We start from the raw sequence: 17,006 nt of genomic DNA on the forward strand, positions 1-17,006 counted from the left end.
AGTGGTGGAGCCTCAATATGTCGAGGGGGCCTCGTACCTCGCAACAATCCGCTTACTCGACGGTGGACGTGGCACCCAGATATTCGACCCAACGCTCGAAATGGTCGAGCACGTCGTGAGCCACCTGATCTGCCGTCCAGTTCATGATGTCGTAGCCCTGACCGCCACCGTGCGGGCGAACTTCAAGACGTACAGTCGTGTCATCCTCATCCGAGAGCGTGGCGCCAAATGTAGGAACCGGCATGACAACCATGCGCACCACGTATCTAAAGGACTCGGCGTCGATCGTTGCTCCCGAAATCGGGACATCAAGCAGGCGCGCAACCAGCTGTTCCATGACCTCAGGCGTCGCACTCACAACAAGAGAAGCTCGACCGAGGAAGCGACGATCGTCGTCGGGATCGTGAGCTTCGGAGCCTTCGATCAGGATTTCAGAAACAAGCCCTTCTTCCTGCAGGCGCGTGCCAACCGCTTCAAGGGCAGGCACGACACGGTTGTCGAGTGCTCGCTTGGCGCGCGTCGGGCTGACGGCATCGAACGTGCGACTCAAGCGGTCCTGCCATGACAGTCGGACGCGACCGGCTGCCGTGCCACTCATCGAAATCAGGCCGGATGTGATGGCGTGGGTGCGCGCAGTTGCCTTCGAGGCTTCCGAACGCAACGCCTTCCAGAGGGCGGCTGCGATCAGGATAAGAACGAAGGAAAACGGCAAAGCCATAACGATCGTTGCTTGCTGAAGGATTGAAATACCACCCGCCAAAAGCATGGTGATCGTCAGAGCGCCGGTCAACGTTGCCCAGAAGACTCGAAGCCAGGCGACGCCATCCTGCCGGTCAGGCAGGTTTCGCATCGACAGGTTCGCCATGACCAGTGCGCCGGAGTCGGAGCTGGTCACATAGAAAAGAACGCCGACGAACAGAGCAATCGCAATCAGGATTTTGCCAAGTGGGAGCGCGTCCAACAAGGCGTAGAGACCACCTTCGGGGGTGGCGTACGCGATCTTCGTGAACGCTACGTTACCCGAACGAATCAGGTCGATGGCGCTGTTGCCGAAGATAGACACCCACACCAGAACGTAGGTGAAGGGCAGGATCAGCGTGCCGATAACGAACTGACGGATCGTGCGACCGCGCGAAATGCGGGCCAAGAACATGCCAACGAATGCGGCCCACGTGATCCACCATGCCCAGAAGAACAGGGTCCACGCGTTCATCCACTCATCGGGGCGCTGGTAGGGGAATGTCTCCAAAGTGAGGACGGGGAACTGCGTGACAAAGTCACCCACGTTCGCGACCAGCGCATCCAGAAGGAACGTCGTGTTTCCGGTTATCAACACCCAGAGGGCAAGGAACATCGCCAGGAAGACATTGATCGACGAGAGCATTCGAACGCCCTTGTCGACTCCGCTGACAGCGGAGACTGTCGCCATGATGACAGAAAGGGAAACGAGGCCGATCTGCGCAACAAGGCCCTGTGGGATCCCGAAGATGATCGTCAGGCCAACGTTCAGCTGGACAACACCAATACCAAGGCTGGCTGCGATGCCGAACACGCCACCAACAAGGGCGAACATATCGATGATGTCACCGAAAATACCGTCGATCTTATCTCCCAGAAGTGGGCGGAGAGTGGATCGAACGGTCAGGCGATCGTGCTTGCGGTACGCGAAGTAGCCAAGCGCAATGCCAACAAGACCATAGAGTGCCCAGCCGGAAATGCCGTAGTGGAACAGGGTCCACGTCACAGCTTGGCGAGCAGCTTCAATCGTTTCACCTTCGCCTGTCGGGGGAGCAATGTACTGTCCAACCGGTTCGGCGATCGCGTAGAACATGATCGACGTGCCGATACCCGCGGCGAACAGCATCGCTGCCCACGAGAACGTTGAAAAGTCCGGCGTCGAGTGATTCGGACCCAACTTGATGTTACCGAAACGGGTGAGGGCAAGAACGATGACAAAAATGATCGCCGCAGTGATCAAGAGAATGTAGAACCAGCCGAACCACTTACTGGTCCACGTCACCGTCGCGTCAAAAAGCGACTGCACCGTGTTGGGGGCAAAAATCGACGCCAAAGAAACAGCAAGAATGACTACGGCCGAAATGCCGAATACCGTGACATTCAGCGAAGGCTTTACTCCCTGAACGTCTCCGGTCAGATCCGAGGTTTCAAGCGTCACAATTGGCGCTGCGTCACATGAGGATGATTCTGTTTTCGCTGATATGTCAGGCGAACTCATAGGGTGCTTTCGGTCGACGATGGGACACGCACGCCCGTGAAATGCACGTAAAAAAGGCGCGCGCTTTTCTTCAGCGTCCCAACGATTCCCTATGCCTGCAACTTTTTTGGGTGAAATCCCCCATTTATATGCGCAGTTCTCCCGCTAGATCATGGGCATCAGAACCTGTTCAGGTTAAATGACCCACACTTTTAGTTGCGATGGGGTGATACGGGGAAACCTCGGCCATTCATCATTCCTGAGCGAGAATATCCGCGATTCCCTTTGCCAACTCGAAACCAGAATCGTCACGAAGATCCGTGTCAGGTTCTGCGGGGTCAGGTCGCTGAGTGGTTTCTTCTTCAAGCGTGAAGTCGTCAAAGTCCATGAATGCAAGATCGTATCCGTCTGGCACATCGCAGGATTCGGTCCACTTCTTCAAACCATCCAACGTCGGTGCATCCGTGAAGGACCCCATTGTTTCCGTTGATCGAGCAGATGCAAGCAGAGCCATCGACACGGCCGCCTCGGGGGAAAGTCCCTGCATTCGCGCCCACACAAGAGCCGCGGAGAACGCGTGTCCCGCCGACGTCGTATCAATCGTCTTCGCCGGGGCCGCTGGAAGCGAGAACTCTTCGCCTTCAATAATGGCTGTTGCACCCTGCGCTCCCTGCGTCACGATGACACCCGGAACATGCCATGCCAATTGGCGAGCCGCCTGACGCGCATTTTCTTTATGCGTGTAATTCATTGCTTCGCGCTCGTTCAACGTGAAGACATCAACGTTATCCAAAGCATCAAGGTCGGAGCTCTTCCACTGACCAGTTGAATCCCAACGGCACTCCGAGAGAACCCACGTTGGCGGAATCGGCGCTGCGGGCGGAGCTTCAAGCATGGTGACTGGGGGAACCGGATTCGACCGCCACTTTTCCACGGTCTCACTGTTAGCTCCAAGCACATGGAGCTCTGCCACAAGCGCGTGAGGAGCTTGGCGAAGGGTCGAAAGCGATGGAACCGTCAGATCTCCAGATGTTGTGAGCGCGCGATCCCCGTCAAAACCAAGAGAAACCGTGATCGCCTGATGAGGCACACGAAGCGCATGGCTCAAATCAACTCGGCTTGTTGTGAGCATCGAACGAACAATGGCCCCGGCCTCGTCGATACCAATCGAGCACAAGAACTGAGTGTTCAGACCAAGGCGAGCAAGCGCAACGGCGCGATTCGCTGAGCCACCGGGGGAGAAGGAAGATGCCGGCGCGATCTGTTCTTCACCAAGGCGAGGTTCGTGCTCCAAAGGGCCCATGACCAGCGCTAAAACAAGAGGACCGGCGACGCAGATGCGTGGCGCAGTATTTAAAGGTGACGTCATAATGAGTGGTCCTTGCATGCGTGTAGAGACGATGGTCAATGCTGATGCAATCCTAGTCCGAAGCGGTATTTTCGGTCCTGAATAGAGTCTTAAGTAATGCCTCCATAGACAAGTCTTTACTAAAACGTGACCGTTTGTGACCAAATAGCAATGTCCACTTTATGGTCTGGGAAAGACTTTCAAGGCGTGGCGGGTTAGGCTCGCAACCGTAACCCGCGACTGGACGTTACGGGTCTAATCCATCAATTTGGAGGAGTCTTTCATGAACCTCAAGAGGACATGGCTGGCAGTTCCGGCCGTTTTTGCCCTCGGTCTCGCAGCCTGCTCTGGCGGCGGCGACGCTAACTCAAACGCTTCCGGCTCAAATGCTTCCGGCGTAGCTGCGGGCTCGTCGACCAGCATCATTTCAACCAACGGTTCCGAGCCGCAGAACCCGCTGATCCCGGCAAACACCAACGAAACCGGTGGCGGCAGGATCCTCGACGCCATCTTCGCAGGCCTCGTTTACTACGATGCATCCGGCGCAACCCATATGGAAATGGCCGAATCCATCGAACCGAACGAAGATTCGAGCGTGTGGACCGTCAAGCTGAAGGAAGGAAAGAAGTTCTCCGACGGCTCCGAGGTCAAGGCACACAACTTCGTTGACGCATGGAAGAAGGGTGCATCCGAAGCGATGCTCTCCTCCTACTTCTTCGAGCCGATCGCAGGCTCCGATGATGAAGGCACCGGCGACCTGACCGGCCTCGAAGTCGTTGACGACTACACCTTCACCATCACCCTTAAGGCCCCGGCAGCTGACTTCTCGCAGCGCCTCGGCTACGCCGCATACTTCCCGCTTCCGGACTCGACCCTGGAAGACATGGAAACCGGTGGCGAGCAACCCGTTGGTAACGGCCCCTACATGGTCGCCGAAGGTGGCTGGGAGCACAACGCTCAGATCCACCTGATTCCGAACCCTGAGTACAAGGGTGACAACGTTGCCAAGAACGGTGGCGTGGACATTATCTTCTACTCCTCGCTCGACGCCGCATACCAGGATCTGCTCTCCGGCAACCTTGACGTCCTCGACGCACTTCCGGACTCGGCATTCGCTACCTACGAAGCAGATCTCTCCGGTCGCTCCGTGAACCAGCCGGCAGCAATCTTCCAGTCCTTCGCAATTCCGTCGTCTCTGGAACACTTCTCCGGTGAAGAAGGCAACCTGCGTCGCCAGGCAATCTCCTACGCGATTGACCGCGACACCATCACCGACACCATCTTCTCGGGTACCCGTACCCCGACTAAGGACTTCACCTCCCCGGTCGTCGATGGCTACAACGACTCGGTTCCCGGCTCTGAGGTCCTGACCTACAACGCTGACAAGGCCAAGGAACTCTGGGCAAAGGCAGACGCCATTTCCCCGTGGTCCGGCACCTTCTCGATCGCTTACAACTCTGATGGTGGCCACCAGGCATGGGTTGACGCAGTCACCAACTCCGTCAAGAACACGCTCGGAATCGACGCTGTTGGCGCCCCGTACCCGGACTTCAAGTCCCTGCGTACCGAGGTCACCAACCGCACCATCACCAGTGCCTTCCGTACTGGCTGGCAGGCTGACTACCCGGGCAAGTACAACTTCCTTGCACCGCTTTACGGCACCGGCGCTGGCTCGAACGACACCGACTACTCGTCCGCAGAGTTCGATGGACTGCTCCAGCAGGCAGCTTCTGCTTCCTCCAACGACGAAGCAAACTCCATCCTCGACAAGGCTCAGGAAGTCCTCTTCAAGGACCTCCCGGTCATCCCGCTCTGGTACGCCAACGTTGTTGGTGGCTGGTCCGAGAACGTCGATAACGTTGTCTTCGGCTGGAACTCCGTGCCGATCTACAACGAGATCACCAAGGCTGAGTGAGTCTGGCCAGGCGCTAGTCATCACTGACTACGCCTAGAGGACTTGCCAATGGTGGCGGGTGGGAAGGCTTCCACCCGCCACCATTGCGTTTACGAGGCCTCGCACCGCGCTCTCTTGCCGTGAGTGTGGGCGGGGCCTGGTGAATCATTGATAACAATTCTGTTCTTTTTCTTACTGTCCATTTAGTGGGTGACGAGTTAATCAAACTCCCGTTTGCCGAGTTTTTACCCTATGATGGCGTAAGTGCGTCTTTGCCACAGGTGGGCTGTGCCCGCTTGCTTGCTAGTTTTCATAAGCAAGGCGGCGAAGACTCTAGTTCCTAACCACATCTCAAAGGACTGTCCATGTTGCGTTACATCGGACGTCGACTCCTTCAGACCATCCCGGTTTTCTTCGGAGCCACGTTCCTGATCTTCGCGATGGTGTACCTCATGCCCGGTGACCCCGTCGCAGCCCTTGGTGGCGACCGAGGGCTTTCTGAAGCTGCGTACGCTGAAATTGCTGCGAAGTACAACCTCGATAAGCCGTTCTGGATGCAGTACCTGCTTTACCTCAAGGGCGTGTTCACGCTTGATTTCGGTACGACGTTCTCCGGACAGCCGGTAACCGCAGTGATGGCGCGTGCCTTCCCGATTACGGTGAAGCTTGCACTGTACGCCATGGCAATTGAAGCAATCCTCGGTATTCTTGCCGGCGTCGTTGCCGGTGTTCGCCGCGGCGGTATCTTCGATTCCACCATTCTTGTTTTCTCGCTTCTGCTGATTTCCGTCCCGACCTTCGTCCTCGGCTTCGTCCTGCAGTTCGTCCTCGGTGTGAAACTAGGAGTATTCCCGACTACAGTCGGCGCGCACGTCAGCCTTCAGTCGTTGACTATGCCGGCAATCGTGCTGGGTGGCGTCTCGCTGGCATACGTGATTCGCCTGACTCGCCAGTCTGTTTCTGAGAACGTGTCTGCTGACTACGTCCGCACCGCTCGCGCGAAGGGCCTGAAGGGTGGCACGGTGATGACCCGCCACATCCTGCGCAACTCGCTGATCCCGGTTGCAACGTTCCTTGGTGGCGACCTTGGCGCTCTCATGGGGGGCGCGATCATCACGGAAGGCATCTTCAATATCTCCGGTGTTGGTGGCACGCTCTGGCAGGCCATCGTCAAGGGCGAACCCGCCACCGTCGTTTCCGTGACTACCGTTCTGGTGCTCGTGTACATCTTCGCCAACCTTGTTGTTGACTTGCTGTACGCCGTGCTCGACCCGAGGATCCGCTATGAGTGATTACATTCCCTCCGCAAACATCGAACGCACCCGAACCGGTCAACGCCACTTCGTTTCCGATATCGACGAAACCGGTCTTGGTGCAGTTGACGCCGTTGCCGACGATCGCGCGCCTTCATCGCTCTGGGGCGAGGCATGGAAGTCCCTGCGCAAGCGCCCGATCTTCTGGGTGGCTCTGATCATCATCGTGATCGCAATCGCGATCGCAGCATTCCCGAACGTGTTCACCAGCCAGGACCCGCGTTTCTGCGAGCTTTCGAACTCGCTGAAGGGTCCGTCCGACGGCCACCCCTTCGGTTTCAACCGTCAGGGTTGTGACATCTACGCTCGCATCATTTTCGGTGCCCGCGCATCCGTTTCCGTTGGTGTTTTGACGACCATCTTCGTCGTCATCATCGGTGGCGTGATCGGCGCGATTTCCGGCTACTTCGGTGGCTGGTTCGACGCTCTGCTCTCGCGTATTACCGATATCTTCTTCGCAATCCCGTTGCTCCTGGCAGCAATCGTCTTCATGCAGATGTTCAAGGAAAACCGAAACATCTGGATGGTTATCTTGGTTCTGTCCCTCTTCGGCTGGACTCAGATCGCGCGTATTACTCGTGGTGCCGTGATGTCGGCGAAGAACGAAGAGTTCGTCACCGCTGCCCGCGCCACCGGCGCATCAAAGGCTCGCATTCTCATGAGCCACATCATCCCGAACTCGATGGCTCCGATCATCGTGTACGCGACGGTTGCTCTGGGCACGTTCATCGTGTCCGAAGCGTCCCTGTCCTTCATGGGTATCGGTCTTCCGTCAACGGTCGTTTCGTGGGGCGCCGATATTTCGGCCGCACAGGCGTCGTTGCGTACGAACCCGATGGTTCTTTTCTACCCGGCTTTGGCTCTCGCGATGACCGTCCTCAGCTTCATCATGATGGGTGATGCGGTTCGTGACGCCCTCGACCCGAAGGCACGCAAGTGAGCGAAGAGAATATGACTACTCCGAACGAGGAAGCCATCGAAGAGTCCATCAACAAGATGGTGCTCGGCGAAGGTAAGGCTGATGCTCCTCAGACCGTTAGCGAATCGGCTGCTCCCGAAGAGGTTCACCCTGAGGACGCCAACCCGCTTCTGAAGATCACTGACCTTGAGGTCACCTTCACTACATCGACCGGTATCGTTCCGGCTGTCCGTGGTGCAAACCTGACCATCTACCCCGGCCAGACGGTCGCTATCGTGGGCGAGTCCGGTTCCGGTAAGTCGACGACTGCTGCTGCGGTCATCGGCCTGCTCCCGGGCACCGGTAAGGTCACCGGCGGTTCCATCGAATTCGACGGTGAAGAGATCACGAACCTCACCACGAAGGAATGCGTTCGTTTGCGAGGCTCCGGTATCGGCCTGGTTCCCCAGGACCCGATGTCGAACCTGAACCCTGTTCTGCGCGTTGGTACGCAGGTCAAGGAAGCTCTTGTCGCCAATAACGTTGTTCCGAAGTCCCAGACTGGTGAGCGCGTGGCTCAGCTTCTCGAAGAGGCCGGCTTGCCGGACGCAGAGCGTCGCGCCAAGCAGTACCCGCACGAGTTCTCCGGCGGTATGCGTCAGCGCGTGCTGATTGCTATCGGAATGGCGGCTCGCCCGAAGTTGCTGATCGCTGACGAACCGACGTCCGCTCTGGACGTGACCGTTCAGCGTCGCATCCTCGATCACCTTGGTTCACTGACCCGCGAACTGGGCACCGCCGTTCTGTTCATTACGCACGACCTTGGCCTTGCTGCTGAGCGCGCCGAACAGCTGGTGGTTATGCACCGTGGTCGCATCGTTGAATCCGGCCCCGCGTTGGAGATCCTGCAACACCCGCAGCACCCGTACACGAAGCGTCTTGTTTCGGCTGCTCCGTCGCTGGCGTCGGCTCGTATTGAGTCCGCTCACGCTCACGGTATTTCTGTGACGGAGGAAGAGCTGACGGGCGCAGGTAAGGGCGCAACGTCGACCGAGGAAATCGTTCGCGTTGAGCACCTGACCCGTGAGTTCGATATCCGTGGCTCGAAGGGTGAGGCTAAGAAGCTGATCGCCGTTGATGACGTGACCTTCGGTTTACGTCGCGGTACGACCCTGGCGGTTGTGGGCGAGTCCGGCTCCGGTAAGTCGACCGCAGCGAACATGGTGTTGCGCCTGTTGTCGCCGACGTCCGGCAAGGTTTTCTTCGACGGCAAGGACACGTCCGAAATGAGCGACAAGGAGCTCTTTGCTCTGCGTCGTCGCCTGCAGGCAGTGTTCCAGAACCCGTACGGTTCGCTCGATCCGATGTTCTCGATCTTCCGCATCATCGAAGAACCGCTTCGCGTCCACGGTTACGGCACGATGGCGTACGCCGAGCAGGAGTTTGCTCGTGCGATGGCGACCGGTCGTGAGCCTGAAAAGTGGATCTCGGCTCTGATGGAAGCAAAGAACGCTGGACGTTCTTTGACTGCCGCGGAGAAGAAGGAATTCAATCCGAAGCATCTGCGTATCGAGCGCGTGTCTGAGCTTCTAGACATGGTTGCTCTGCCACGTTCCGCGATGCGCCGTTATCCGAACGAGCTGTCCGGTGGTCAGCGTCAGCGTGTGGCCGTGGCTCGCGCGCTTGCCCTGAACCCCGAGGTCATCGTTCTTGACGAGGCAGTTTCGGCTCTGGACGTTCTGGTTCAGAACCAGATCCTGTACTTGCTGAATGATCTTCAGGCTCAGCTAGGTCTGTCCTACCTGTTCATCACCCACGACTTGGCGGTTGTTCGTCAGATCGCTGATGACGTGGTCGTTATGGAAAAGGGCAAGCTGGTGGAGCAGAACTCGACGGACGCGCTGTTCAATAATCCGGTGCAGGATTACACGCGCGAGCTGATCGAGGCCGTTCCTGGACGTCAGATTCAGTTGAACCTCTGAGGTTCGCCGATTGTGCGCCTGGGTGCGCATGAACCCAGTGAATAGTTGACGAGGCCGGGCGGGGCGACAAGAGTCGCTCCGCCCGCCTTGTTATATCGACGACCCTGATCGCGGTAGCTATGAGGCTTTACAGCCTGCTAGAACGCTTGCCATCTTTGATTGCTCAGCAGAGGTAATGGTGAGCCCCCACGTGTATTTCACGTTGATCTGCTTCGTGACGTAGGCGCACCGGAAGTCAGGGTTCGGGGGTAGCCACTCGTCGGCGGATGCTGCACCCTTGTCTTTATTCGTTTGACCGTCGACGGCTAACAAATTGTTCTGGTCGTTCCCGAAGCGTTGACGCTGGGTGTCGTCCCACTGCCACGCGCCTGACCTCCATGCGTTTCCTAACGCGACAACGTGGTCAATCTGTACTAGAGCGGATGTGTCCTGTCCGCGCTGGAAGTTGATCGTGGAACCCGTATACGGGTCGTCCAAGGTTCCCGTTAGGACAACGCAGTCACGTGTCTTCGGCTTATACGTCACGTTTGTGAGATCGCGCGCGAGCACGTCGTTCCGGGTATCGCACCCGTTATGGTCCTCGTCCGCCCAGGCTTGCCCGAACTGGTCGCGATCATAGTCGGGTGCGTCATCATGATCGAGAACGGTGAGTGCTTTCAGTTGCCTCGCAGCTTCGCTGGGAGGCAGATCATCGACGGAAACTGAGTGGGGGACTAGGAAACCAACATCGTTCCACAGGTGGCCGAGCATAAAACGGAACGAGGGAAAAACACAATACGACCCGATACAGATGATGATCAACGCGACCGCGATGTCACCGATGCGGAGGGCTCTCCCATGAGTCCTGCCACGACCACGTGACGAAGTATGTCGTTTTCCCACGTGCTGCGCTCCTTTCCGCGGGCTGATATCAGTCGCATTGGCGAGGCGAGGTGCAAGGCAGGCAAGCATCGCCGGCGACTTAAGAAGAATATGTGTTCCTCTCTAGTGTGATGCACGCTGAGGACAAAGGGAGGGTATCCACAAGCAGGCGTCTACGGTGAAGGCGACTTGAAGAGCCTGTATTTCTTCGAGTCGGCAATTCCGGTGTCACCCATAAGGAGGTACGTGCAACCGTTGATCAGCGCAAGAGTTATGCGTTCATAAGTCTGATCCCTACCATGTAGAAACCAAATTGCACAACGCACTCAAGGCCGAGATTTCGCCTTAAATCAGCCCTTCGCGCTCCAACCATGAGCGAGCAATGGTAGCCGCCGGCGCGCCATCTTCGGTCGATTGACGGTTCATCTCCACCAGATCCGCGCTCTCAAGGGTGGCGGACACGCGATTGATCACGGCAGCCGCGGCCTCGTCGATTCGCGGGGAGACGATCGGCACCACGTGGGAGGCCAGGAATAACCCCTTCGGGTCCTCCAAGACAGTCAGATCCGAACCTGCCAACGACGGGTCAGCCGAATAGATGTCGACCAGTTGCACGTCGCCGTCACGCAGAGCCTTCAGCGTGAGCGCGCCACCCGAGTCCTCGATCGGCGTGAATGTCGCGGTCACGCCATACAGGGACTTCAGTCCAGCCGGACCGTAGGGGCGCGTCGCCAGCTCCGAATTGCCGCCGATCTTCACCGATCCCACGGATGCGAGGTCGCCGATCGTCCTCAGCGAGTGCTCGTTCGCGAACTCGGTCGTTACCACGTACGAATCCTGGTCGGCAGCAGGCGCGGCGTTCAGCACGCGCAGTCCGTCCGGCAGGGTGGCGCTTAGAGCCTCGTATACCTCGTCTGCGCTGGTCTGAGTCGCATCGGCATCCAAGTACTGCAACAGTGAACCCGTGTATTCGGGGAACACGTCAATCGCGCCCGCCTGGATTTCTGGCATGTAGACCTCGCGCTGGCCGATGCGCAGTTCGCGAGTGACCGCGAATCCGGCCTCCTCAAGGGCGATGGCGTAGGTTTCGGCGATGATTTCGTTCGAGTAATAGTCCTGCGATCCGACGATGATCGTCTCGCGCCCGTTCGATTGTGAGCTTGGATCGAAGGTTGCTGCGGTCGCACACGCGCTGGCCGTCAGAGCGGTGGCGCTGAGCATTGCTGTGACGGCTTTGCGCTTGCGTTTTCTCGCCGAGCGAGTTGCGGCGCGCGCATTGCTTTCGTTCTTCGTTGTGCGTCGTCCAAAGAATCGACGAGGCCGCTCAGCGTTCCCAGCGCCTTCGCCATTCAGGCGCGGGTTGTGTGATGCTCGCACCCACAGGGCGTCCAGAATCAATGCGAGGGCGACAACCAGGATCGCGCCACCAATCATCTGCCCGTAATCGCGGGTTTTCAGACCTGTGTAGAGGAAACGACCCAGCCCAGCGTCCGCGGTGTACGCTGCGAGCGTTGCGGTGGCGACAACTTGCAGGGTCGTCGAGCGCAAGCCACCAATAATCAAGGGAAACGCGGCGGGCAGTTCCACTGCGCGTACGACCTGCATTTCGGTCAGGCCGATGGCTCGAGCAGCATCCACCGTCGTCGGAGAGGCTGACCCGATACCGGAATACGTTGCTGACAGCATCGGAGGAACCGCCAAAATTAGAAGCGCTAAGAATGGCGCTGACAAGCCAATGCCCAGCCACAAGCCGATCAAAGTCAGAACACCTAGCGTCGGGATTGCTCGCGCCACCCCGAACGTCGCGCTAATCAGCGTGACAAAACGGCCGGTATGCCCGATGTAAATACCAATTGGCAACGCAATCAGGCCGGCAATGGCGACAACGCCGACAGTTACGCCAAGATGTTGAACAATGCGCATAAGGATCCCCGTGGACCCCGTCCAATGGCCACCAGCAAACAGCCATGTCAATGCATCCATGAGCAAGCTCATGCGGCCACCTCCGCCTTCAAACGCGGGCTAGAAACAGGGGAGCGATGAGGCGCGGATCCCGGCCTCGTCCATGGGGTGAGCAGGGCGCCCACGGCGATGGTCAGCGCATCCAAAACAAGCGCGACCAGAACGGTTGCAACCAAGCCGGCGAATACCTCGGACACCAGACCTCGCTGGAATCCGTCGGTGAACAGCGTGCCCAGCGAGCGAATCCCGATGAACGCACCTACGGTGACCAGCGACACCGTCGACACAACGACCACGCGCACGCCCGCGATGATGACGGGCAAGGCTAGTGGTAGTTCGACTCCGATGAATTTACGCCACGAGCTCATGCCGGCGGCGTCCGCAGACTCGAGAACCGAAGCTGGCAGAGACGTCAACGCATTCGCGACCTGACGGATCAGCACCGCGATCCCGTAGAGCGCAAGAACGATGATTATGTTCAGCTCGCTCCGGAGTGCAATTCCTACGATCACGGGGATCACAACAAGCATCGGCAGTGAGGGAATCGCGTACAGCAACGACAGCGTGGTCAAGAGTGGGCTACCCCAGCGCTTCGAACGTGTCGCAGCCCAACCGACCGGGATTGAAATGATGACTGCGGCTAGAATCGCTGGGATCGCAATGCGTAGGTGCGCGACAGTGAGCTCCCAGAGTAGTAAGTAGTTTTGCGACAGCCAACTCATCGGAGTTCGCCTTCCGGCAACAGTCCGAGCGGACGGCCATCCGGGTCAGAGATGAGCGTGCCCGCGGGCGTGGACTTCATACTCAGACGGCGCTGGCCGGACGAGCCGACGAAGGATGCGACAAAGTCGTTCGCGGGGTTCGTCACGAGGTTCTCGGACGTGCCCACCTGCGCTAGGACGCCACCGGTTTGCAGAACAGCGATCTGGTCGCCGAGCATGAACGCCTCATCTAAGTCGTGAGTAACGAACAGGATGGTCGTGCCCACGCGGTCACGCAGGTCGCGGAGTTCCCGTTGCAGGTCGGCGCGAACCAGCGGGTCCAGTGCGCCGAAAGGTTCGTCCATCAGCAGAATGTCCGCTTCGTTTGCGAGCGCGCGAGCAACACCCACGCGCTGACGCTGGCCACCTGACAGCTGTGCCGGATAACGTTTTGCGAGGCCTCGATCCAAACCAACCAGGTCCATCAGCTCTAGCGCGCGTTTCGCCGACTCTCTACGCGAGGCACCCTCAAGACGCGGAACCGTCGCAATGTTGTCAACAACGCTGCGATGCGGGAAAAGTCCAGCATCCTGGAGCACGTATCCGATCGAGCGACGCAACTTCACCGGGTCCACATCCGCAACATCCTGCCCGCGCACGATCACGCGTCCAGACGTGGGGGAGAGCATCCGGTTCACCATCCGCATCAGCGTCGTCTTGCCCGACCCCGACGTGCCCAGCAGGACCGTCGTCGTATGAGGCTCAACGTGCAGAGAAACGTCATCTAACGCCGTTGTCCCGTTCGGGAACACGTGCGAGACGTGGTCGAAAGTAATCACCGAGATGTCTCCTTTCGGCGAAGACATGGAAGGGGAGGTGCGCAGGACATTATTGACCCTAGGCACCATTCAAAGGTCTACTGGTATTAACGCCAAGGCTTCCCAAGATATTCAACCAATGTCAGCGAGTTTTAGTGACCTTGCGCATCTTCACTGTGGGAATTGCATGAAAATAGCCGGTGACCAACCCCGCAGGGGGTCAGTCACCGGCTATTCGCTGTGTAACTGGCCTTGTCAATTGGCGCTTACTGGACGTGCGCCGAGGCTGTAGTCGGACTGAGCCGACTCTGCGTCAATCATGCTTCAGTTGAAGGTGCCTTCCGACGCTTCGCGTAGGGCTCGGACTCAAGTTCCGTGCCAGCGGGAACCGATGCGGGCGAAACCTGTTCGAGGTTCGTACCACGGGCCTTCGAGATCCAGCGCATGACGTGGTAGATGACAATCGCTGCAACGGAGCCGAGCGCAATACCGGAGAAGGTCATCTTGCCAGCAATCAGCGTGTAGTCGGCGATGGCGACAACCATGGCGACCGCAGCGGTGTTCAGGTTGACCGGATCGGAGAAATCAACGCGGTTCTGAACCCAGATACGAACACCGAGCATGCCGATCATGCCGTAGAGGATCGTTGCCGCTCCACCGAGGACACCGGCCGGGATCGTTGCGATGATCTCGCCGAACTTCGGCAGCATCGACAGGGCGAGAGCGGTGATTGCTGCGACCACGTAAGCGGCGGTCGAGTAGACGCGGGTTGCGGCCATAACGCCAATGTTCTCGGCGTAAGTCGTCGTACCGGAGCCACCACCGAAGCCTGCGAACATTGTGGACAGGCCGTCGGCGAAGAGTGCGCGACCGGTGACATCATCCAGGTTCTCGCCGGTCATTGCGGACACGGACTTCACGTGACCGATGTTCTCAGCCATGAGGACCAGGACGACCGGGACGAACAGGCCTATCAGCGACAGGTCGAAGGCCGGTGCGCGGAACACTGGGGCGCCAACCCAGTCGGCGTTTGCGATGGCGGAGAAGTCGACTTCGTCACGGACGCAGGCGGTTGCGTAGCCGATCAGAACACCGATGAGGATCGCGAGGCGACCGATGATGCCCTTGAACAGGACCGTGATCAGCAGGATCGAAACGATCGTGACGACTGCGGTCACCGGGGCGGTCTTCACGTTGTTCCATGCGCTAGGCGCAAGGTTGAAGCCGATCAGGGAGACGATTGCGCCGGTCACGACCGGGGGCATCAGTTTGTCGATCCAAGCAGCACCCGCGAAGTGAACGATCAGGCCGATGATAAAGAGCGAGCCACCGGCCATGATGATGCCACCCTGTGCTAGGGAAGCAAGATGGTCGTCGATGGCCTGGCCACCGCCTGCAACGTAGCCGGTCACCGCGCCGATCGGTGCGATCAGCGCGAAGGAGGAGCCGAGGTATGAGGGAAGGCGTCCGGCTGTGATGAGCAGGAACAGCAGGGTTCCGAAGCCGGTGAAGAAGAGAGTTGTTGACGGGTTGAAGCCGGTCAGCAGTGGAACGAGGAAGGTTGCGCCGAACATTGCAACAACATGCTGAATGCCGATGCCGATTGTTCGAGGCCAAGTGAGTCGCTCGCTGGGGGAGACAACCTCGCCGGGGGCAATGGAAGTGCCGTCACCGTGCAGGGTCCAGCGGAAGAAACCACGGGAATTTTCGCTCATGGAAGAGCTCTCCGATCTGATCAGTTGATGGGCAGGGCCGTTTCACCGGTCAGAACACCAGACTAGCCCGCGCCGATATTGCGCCGGTAGTTTGGCGTCCATTCTGTGACCAGATAGGCGTGAAGATGTAATTTGGTGCAAAGTTAGGACTGCATATTTTCATCTGCGGTGTGGCGACGAGGCCCCTTGCGGATCGGCAGTCTTCATTCTGAGAATTATTAGACCATTTCCAAGTCTTTACCTATCCTTGACGTATGAAACCTATCTTGCTGGTGTCGACACGTCCCGAAGACGTTGAAGTTGAAGCGGAATACCGTTCGTTTCAGCGAACGACCGGCCTAGCAGAAAGCGAGCTTGAACAGGTCAGACTCGACATGCTCGGTCTGCCTGACATTGATGTTGAGGCCTATTCTGGCATCATCGTTGGCGGATCTCCCTATGGGACGACAACGTCCGACGTCCACAAGTCGGCGACGCAGAAGCGCGCTGAAGCTGAACTGTTCCATCTTCTTCAAGATGTGACGATTGCTCACGTTCCCTGTTTTACAACCGGGTATGGAACGGAAGTTGCGGCTGTTCTGATGGGTGGCCAGGTGACGACCAAGTGGGCTGAGCCCGCGCAGATCACCGAGATTTATGTGGTTGCTGAGCATGCGGATGATCCGATCTTGGAAGGCGTTTCCCGCACGTTCTACACCTATGTGAACCACACGGAGGCCGTTGAAGAGCTCCCCGAAGATGCGGTCTTGTTGGCGAAATCGCTGACCTGTCCTGCTGAAGTCATGCGGTTTTCAGACAACTTCTATGCGACGCAGTTCAACCCGGAAATCGATTCCGATGCGATTCGTGCTGCCCTTGAACGCTATGAAGATGCGGGTTATCCGGGCACCGATGATGTGGAATCGCTGATGCTTGCCGGACGCCTAGGGGCGTGTGACCATCAGGCGGGCAAGCTAGTCCGCAATTTCGTTCGCCTTTTTGGTGCGTGACCTATCCCATTAGGGTGTTCGATGTGCTGAGTTAGCATTTTCAGACCGTTTCAGCCTAAGATAAGCAAGCGCACTGATGTGCGTGCTGGAGGATTCGCCTAGTGGCCTATGGCGCACGCTTGGAAAGCGTGTTGGGTGCAAGCCCTCGGGGGTTCGAATCCCCCATCCTCCGCGGTTGCCCCGTCATCCTTTGGGTGGCGGGACTTTTGTTTTCCGGGTTAAACGACAAAATGGGGTTAAACGACAAAATGTGTGTTTTTGTTGGCGTGTCGGGATTAGAGTTGGCCTTTTCGGATGCCGAGTGAGTGGT

The 17,006-nt window shown here is 58.1% G+C and carries 12 protein-coding genes, 1 tRNA gene and 1 pseudogene; 6 read left to right on the plus strand and 8 right to left on the minus strand.

Annotated features, from left to right (window positions below):
• Nucleotides 1–52: 52 nt before the first annotated feature.
• Together betT and QP109_RS05075 are read right to left on the minus strand one after the other, a co-directional pair.
• Nucleotides 53–2,236: a choline BCCT transporter BetT gene (gene betT, locus QP109_RS05070; RefSeq protein WP_285023744.1), complete on the minus strand. Its 2,184-nt coding sequence runs from the start codon at nucleotides 2,234–2,236 to the stop codon at nucleotides 53–55.
• A 232-nt stretch (nucleotides 2,237–2,468) separates the two neighbouring features.
• Entirely contained in the window at nucleotides 2,469–3,584 is a 1,116-nt protein-coding gene (locus tag QP109_RS05075) for a carbohydrate kinase family protein (protein ID WP_101628616.1), read from the minus strand.
• 262 nt (nucleotides 3,585–3,846) lie between these two features.
• On the opposite strand from QP109_RS05075, the gene QP109_RS05080 reads away from it, so the two are divergent.
• The 4 genes from QP109_RS05080 to QP109_RS05095 all read left to right on the plus strand — a co-directional run bounded on the left by QP109_RS05080 (nucleotide 3,847) and on the right by QP109_RS05095 (nucleotide 9,650).
• Complete coding sequence (locus QP109_RS05080) at nucleotides 3,847–5,478, plus strand: peptide ABC transporter substrate-binding protein (protein WP_285023747.1); 1,632 nt, start codon at nucleotides 3,847–3,849, stop codon at nucleotides 5,476–5,478.
• Between the two features lie 344 nt (nucleotides 5,479–5,822).
• Entirely contained in the window at nucleotides 5,823–6,749 is a 927-nt protein-coding gene (locus tag QP109_RS05085; RefSeq protein ID WP_006680682.1) for an ABC transporter permease, read from the plus strand.
• Nucleotides 6,742–7,710 (plus strand): ABC transporter permease, encoded by a 969-nt coding sequence (locus QP109_RS05090; RefSeq protein ID WP_285023750.1) that lies wholly within the window; start codon nucleotides 6,742–6,744, stop codon nucleotides 7,708–7,710. The genes QP109_RS05085 and QP109_RS05090 overlap by 8 nt, the downstream gene beginning before the upstream one ends.
• Before the next feature lie 56 nt (nucleotides 7,711–7,766).
• Nucleotides 7,767–9,650, plus strand: coding sequence for a dipeptide ABC transporter ATP-binding protein (locus QP109_RS05095; RefSeq protein WP_285023759.1), 1,884 nt, complete (start codon nucleotides 7,767–7,769; stop codon nucleotides 9,648–9,650).
• Nucleotides 9,651–9,767: 117 nt separating this feature from the next.
• Here QP109_RS05095 and QP109_RS05100 read toward each other — a convergent pair whose 3' ends face one another.
• The 6 genes and pseudogenes from QP109_RS05100 to QP109_RS05125 form a co-directional block, all read right to left on the minus strand.
• On the minus strand, nucleotides 9,768–10,532 hold the full coding sequence (locus QP109_RS05100) for an HNH endonuclease family protein (RefSeq protein ID WP_101628613.1): 765 nt from the start codon (nucleotides 10,530–10,532) through the stop codon (nucleotides 9,768–9,770).
• Nucleotides 10,533–10,856: 324 nt separating this feature from the next.
• Nucleotides 10,857–11,732, minus strand: coding sequence for an ABC transporter substrate-binding protein (locus QP109_RS05105; RefSeq protein WP_285023760.1), 876 nt, complete (start codon nucleotides 11,730–11,732; stop codon nucleotides 10,857–10,859).
• 159 nt (nucleotides 11,733–11,891) lie between these two features.
• Nucleotides 11,892–12,506 (minus strand): annotated as a pseudogene (locus tag QP109_RS05110) (ABC transporter permease); the annotation flags it as partial.
• Nucleotides 12,503–13,195: an ABC transporter permease gene (locus tag QP109_RS05115; protein WP_285023751.1), complete on the minus strand. Its 693-nt coding sequence runs from the start codon at nucleotides 13,193–13,195 to the stop codon at nucleotides 12,503–12,505. The gene QP109_RS05115 and the pseudogene QP109_RS05110, both read right to left, overlap by 4 nt.
• A complete protein-coding gene (locus QP109_RS05120) occupies nucleotides 13,192–14,013 on the minus strand; it encodes an ABC transporter ATP-binding protein (protein ID WP_285023752.1) in 822 nt (273 codons plus the stop codon). The genes QP109_RS05115 and QP109_RS05120 overlap by 4 nt, the downstream gene beginning before the upstream one ends.
• Before the next feature lie 296 nt (nucleotides 14,014–14,309).
• A complete protein-coding gene (locus QP109_RS05125; RefSeq protein ID WP_285023754.1) occupies nucleotides 14,310–15,707 on the minus strand; it encodes a uracil-xanthine permease family protein in 1,398 nt (465 codons plus the stop codon).
• 254 nt (nucleotides 15,708–15,961) lie between these two features.
• On the opposite strand from QP109_RS05125, the gene QP109_RS05130 reads away from it, so the two are divergent.
• Together QP109_RS05130 and QP109_RS05135 are read left to right on the plus strand one after the other, a co-directional pair.
• Nucleotides 15,962–16,696, plus strand: a complete 735-nt coding sequence (locus QP109_RS05130; RefSeq protein WP_285023756.1) for a glutamine amidotransferase-related protein — start codon at nucleotides 15,962–15,964, stop codon at nucleotides 16,694–16,696.
• A gap of 87 nt (nucleotides 16,697–16,783) precedes the next feature.
• Nucleotides 16,784–16,868: transfer RNA gene (locus QP109_RS05135), tRNA-Ser, on the plus strand.
• Nucleotides 16,869–17,006 lie beyond the last annotated feature (138 nt).

The sequence above is a fragment of the Pauljensenia sp. UMB9872 genome (genome assembly GCF_030212665.1).
Taxonomy (GTDB): domain Bacteria; phylum Actinomycetota; class Actinomycetes; order Actinomycetales; family Actinomycetaceae; genus Pauljensenia; species Pauljensenia turicensis_B.